The organism is Streptomyces sp. NPDC054841 (assembly GCF_053611045.1).
In genome coordinates, this window is record NZ_JBSGZO010000605.1 from 1 (window position 1) to 4,509 (window position 4,509).

At 68.2% G+C, this 4,509-nt stretch carries 5 protein-coding genes and 1 pseudogene; 3 read left to right on the forward strand and 3 right to left on the reverse strand.

Annotated elements, in window-relative coordinates; genetic code table 11:
- Nucleotides 1-142: TetR family transcriptional regulator (locus ACWGI8_RS40255; RefSeq protein ID WP_453668411.1), on the reverse strand; the 142-nt coding region annotated here is incomplete at its 3' end.
- A 144-nt stretch (nucleotides 143-286) separates the two neighbouring features.
- On the opposite strand from ACWGI8_RS40255, the gene hisN reads away from it, so the two are divergent.
- Nucleotides 287-1,087 (forward strand): histidinol-phosphatase, encoded by an 801-nt coding sequence (gene hisN, locus ACWGI8_RS40260; protein ID WP_453668407.1) that lies wholly within the window; start codon nucleotides 287-289, stop codon nucleotides 1,085-1,087.
- A gap of 50 nt (nucleotides 1,088-1,137) precedes the next feature.
- Here hisN and ACWGI8_RS40265 read toward each other — a convergent pair.
- Nucleotides 1,138-1,578: pseudogene (locus ACWGI8_RS40265) on the reverse strand (VOC family protein).
- 299 nt (nucleotides 1,579-1,877) lie between these two features.
- Between ACWGI8_RS40265 and ACWGI8_RS40270 the strand changes: the two are divergent.
- A complete protein-coding gene (locus ACWGI8_RS40270; RefSeq protein ID WP_453668408.1) occupies nucleotides 1,878-2,285 on the forward strand; it encodes a CBS domain-containing protein in 408 nt (135 codons plus the stop codon).
- Nucleotides 2,286-2,360: 75 nt separating this feature from the next.
- Here ACWGI8_RS40270 and ACWGI8_RS40275 read toward each other — a convergent pair whose 3' ends face one another.
- The gene (locus tag ACWGI8_RS40275; protein WP_453668409.1) at nucleotides 2,361-3,842 is read right to left on the reverse strand and encodes a catalase; all 1,482 of its coding nucleotides are present in this window, start codon (nucleotides 3,840-3,842) and stop codon (nucleotides 2,361-2,363) included.
- A 127-nt stretch (nucleotides 3,843-3,969) separates the two neighbouring features.
- Between ACWGI8_RS40275 and ACWGI8_RS40280 the strand changes: the two genes are divergently transcribed.
- Nucleotides 3,970-4,386, forward strand: coding sequence for a Fur family transcriptional regulator (locus ACWGI8_RS40280; RefSeq protein ID WP_453668410.1), 417 nt, complete (start codon nucleotides 3,970-3,972; stop codon nucleotides 4,384-4,386).
- Nucleotides 4,387-4,509 lie beyond the last annotated feature (123 nt).

Genomic DNA, 4,509 nt, shown 5'->3' on the forward strand with positions numbered 1-4,509 from the left:
CCTTGCTGCCGAACTCGTTGTAGAGCGTCTGCCGCGAGACCCCGGCGGCCGAGGCGACGTCGACCATGCGGATCCCCGACCAGGGCAGGCCGGAGAGAGCGGTGAGCGCGGCGTTCAGCAGTGCTTCTCGCGCTGTGGGCATCATGGCCTCCCGGGCCCTGCGGCTCTGCGCTCAGAGTTGACGGGTGACCACCGACTGTCAAGAGCAGGGGGCGCGCGGGGGTGGTCTTCGCGCCGGGGCGGACCGCGACTCCGCCCCCGAGATCCCGGAGATAGAGTGCCGGTCATGGCCGACTATCACGATGATCTGCGTCTCGCCCATGTCCTCGCGGACGCCGCCGACGCGGCGACCATGGACCGGTTCAAGGCGCTCGACCTCAAGGTCGAGACCAAGCCGGACATGACTCCCGTGAGCGAGGCCGACAAGGCGGCCGAGGAGCTGATCCGCTCCCAGCTCCAGCGCGCCAGGCCGCGCGACGCGATCCTCGGCGAGGAGTACGGCATCGAGGGCACCGGCCCTCGGCGCTGGGTGATCGACCCGATCGACGGTACGAAGAACTACGTCCGCGGGGTCCCTGTCTGGGCGACGCTGATCTCCCTGATGGAGGCCGGCGAGGGCGGTTTCCAGCCGGTCGTCGGTGTGGTGTCGGCGCCGGCGCTGGGGCGCCGCTGGTGGGCGGCGAAGGGCGCGGGCGCCTACACGGGCCGCAGCCTGTCCTCGGCGACCCGGATGCGGGTGTCAAAGGTCGCGGACCTCTCGGACGCGTCGTTCGCGTACTCCTCGCTGAGCGGCTGGGAGGAGCGGGGGCGGCTGGACGGGTTCCTGGACCTGACCCGCGAGGTCTGGCGCACGCGCGCGTACGGCGACTTCTGGCCGTACATGATGGTCGCCGAGGGTTCGGTGGACATCTGCGCGGAGCCCGAGCTGTCGCTGTGGGACATGGCGGCGAACGCGATCATCGTGCAGGAGGCCGGTGGCACCTTCACCGGTCTGGACGGAACCCCGGGGCCGCACAGCGGCAACGCGGCGGCGTCGAACGGGCTGCTGCACGAGGAACTGCTGGGCTACCTCAACCAGCGCTACTGACGCCGCTTGGGGCAAGCTATTTTTACCGCTCTGCTTCCCTTCGGCAGCCTTCAGCTGAGCTGCTCGGCCAGTCCGACGATGATGCCCTCCGGGCCGCGGACGTAGCAGAGCCGATAGCTGTCCTCGTACTGCGCCAGCTCGCCGACGAGTTCGGCGCCGTGGGTGCGCAGGCGGGCAACGACGTCCTCGATGTCGTCGACGGCGAACATGATGCGACGAATGCCCAGCGTGTTCGCCGGGGCGTCCTTCGGCTCGGCGCTGATCGCCTTCGGCGTGTGGAACATCGCCAGCTCGATTCGGCCGTGGCCGTCCGGGGTCCGCAGCATTGCGACGTCCTGTCGGACGTCGTCGAGCCCGATGACACGCTCCACTCAACGTCCCTCGATCGGTGCCTTGCCCTCCAGCTCCACGCCGAGTTCGACGAAGAACGAAATAACAGCGTCAAGGTCATCGACAACGATGAGGACGTTGTCCATCCGCTGGATCGTCATGCCTGGTCTCCTTGGTCCGGTACGGCCGCGTAGCCGCATCCGCCCCTGAGACGGAGCCGCCAGGCCGCTCTCGACATCCTCTGCCACATCTTCTTCGAGAACCTCTAGCTCGCGCTCTCGCTCGCCGCCGTGTCAACGTCCTCTGGGCCCTGTTGACACCACGCGCCGCCCGCACCCCCGGTCTGCCGCGCCCGCCCCCTTGTTGATACCGCGCATCACTGCAACCCTGAGAGTCCCCCCACTTGTGAACTTGTGAATCGGTTCTCGTTGAACGGTTCACCAAGGAGGTGGCTCCATTCATGCTCGTCCGTGACGCCATGAGCACGGTGGTCCTCACCATCGGCCCCGCACACACCCTCCGGCAGGCCGCCCGGCTGATGGCCGCACGCCGCGTCGGGGCGGCCGTCGTCCTCGACACCGATACCAGCGGCCTCGGCATCCTCACCGAGCGCGACATCCTGAACTCGCTCGGCGCGGGCCAGGACCCCGACCGCGAAACCTCCGGCACCCACACCACCACCGACGTCGTCTTCGCCGCACCCTCCTGGACCCTGGAGGAGGCCGCGGAGGCCATGACCCACGGCGGTTTCCGCCACCTCATCGTGCTCGACGCCCACGGACCCGTCGGCATCGTCTCCGTACGCGACATCATCCGCTGCTGGACTCCGGCCCGGCACCGGACCGAGGCGACGACGCTCGCGGGGTAGCGCCCGCGCGAGAGGGCCGGACCCCCGACGGGGATCCGGCCCTCTCTCAACGACAAGCGGTCCAGTACTGGTGTGTCAGCCGCGCAGGGCCTGGACCGCGGCCTCCAGCCGCTTGCCGAAGTCGTCGTCCGCCTGGCGGAAGTTGTCGATCGCTCGCTCGGCGATGTCGTCGCGCGACACCTTCGCGATGAACCCGGCGAGGTTCTCGACCAGACGGCCCTTCTCGTCCTCGGACATCAGGCGGTACAGGTTGCCCGCCTGCACGAAGTCATTGTCCTCGGCATGGCGCGGGGCCTCGTGGTTGCCGGTACCGGCGGTGAAGGCGGCGTTCGACACCCACAGCGGCCTGTCCGTCTGGAACGGGCCTCCGAAGCTGTTCGGCTCGTAGTTCTTGGCGCCCTTGTGGCGGCCGTCGTACAGGTGGCCGTCACGGCTGTTCGTCCGCGCCTCGGTGGCGTGCGGGCGGTTCACCGGCAGGTGGTCGGCGTTGATGCCGACGCGGTAGCGGTGGGCGTCGCCGTACGCGAAGAGACGGCCCTGGAGCATCTTGTCCGGGGAGGGACCGATGCCCGGCACGAAGTGGGCGGGGCTGAAGATGGACTGCTCGACCTCGGCGAAGATGTTCTCCGGGTTGCGGTTGAGCTCCAGCTTGCCGATCTCGATCGGCGGGTAGTCCTCGTGCGGCCAGACCTTGGTGAGGTCGAACGGGTTGAAGCGGTAGTTCGCCGCCTCGGCCGCCGGCATGATCTGCACCTGCACGGTCCAGGACGGGAAGTCACCGCGCTCGATGGCCTCACGCAGGTCGCGCTGGTGCGAATCCGGGTCCTCACCGGCGAGCTTGTTGGCCTCGGCCTGGGTGAGGTTCTTGATCCCCTGGTCGGTCTTGAAGTGGTACTTGACCCAGAAGACCTCACCGGCCTCGTTGTTCCACTGGTACGTGTGCGAGCCGTACCCGTTCATGTGGCGCAGCGTCGCGGGGATGCCCCGGTCGCCGAAGAGCCAGGTCACCTGGTGGGTCGACTCGGGGCTCAGACCCCAGAAGTCCCAGACGTTGTCGGCTTCCTGGCTGCCCGTGTACGGGTCGCGCTTCTGCGTGTGGATGAAGTCCGGGAACTTGATGGCGTCCTTGATGAAGAACACCGGCGTGTTGTTGCCGACGAGGTCGTAGTTGCCCTCTTCGGTGTAGAACTTCAGCGCGAAGCCGCGCGGGTCGCGGACGGCGTCCGCGGAACCGAGGCCGCCGGCGACCGTCGAGAAGCGCAGGAACGTCTCGGTCTGCTTGCCGACCTCGGAGAGGAACTTGGCACGCGTCCACTGCGAGACATCGCGGGTCAGCGTGAAGGTGCCGTAGGCGCCCGCGCCGCGCGCGTGCACGATGCGCTCCGGAATGCGCTCACGGTTGAAGTGCGCGAGCTTCTCGAGCAGCAGCTGGTCCTGGATCAGAACCGGACCGCCGGCGCCCGCGGTCTCGCTGTTCTGGTTGTCGGCGACGGGCGCGCCGGCCTCCGTGGTGAGCGGTCCCTGGGTCACGTGCGCCTCCTGCGTGTCCTGCGTCATCGACTGCGAGTCCTGTCCCTTGGCTAATACCGTCCTCGATCCTACATTGGACTAAATCCAAGTCAAGCAAGCATCCAAAGTCACACCTGTTCGGGGCATGGCTCCCCTGACTGTTAGGCTGATACGTATGAGTGACCTGTTGGAACGACTGCGCGGACGCGGCTGGCGGATGACCGCGCAGCGGCGTGTCGTGGCCGAGGTCCTCGACGGGGACCACGTACATCTGACCGCCGACGAGGTGCACGCACGCGCCGTCGAGCGGCTGCCCGAGATCTCCCGGGCGACCGTCTACAACACGCTGGGTGAGCTGGTCTCGCTGGGCGAGGTCCTGGAGGTCTCCACGGACCGCCGCGCCAAGCGGTACGACCCGAACGCGCACCGGCCGCACCAGCACCTGGTCTGCGCCCGCTGCGGCGCTATCCGCGACGTACACCCGGCGGGCAACCCGCTCGCGGACCTCCCGGACTCCGAGCGCTTCGGCTTCACCATCTCCGACGTAGAGGTCACCTACCGGGGCGTCTGCCCGAACTGCGCGACGGCGTAGCCGCGCTCGCACGACTTCGAAGGCCCCGGCGCTGAACGGCGTCGGGGCCTTTCCGTGGTCCACCCGCCGGCCTGAACCCCCCGTACACCCCGAACATGCCGAAGGCCCGGATCCTTATGGATC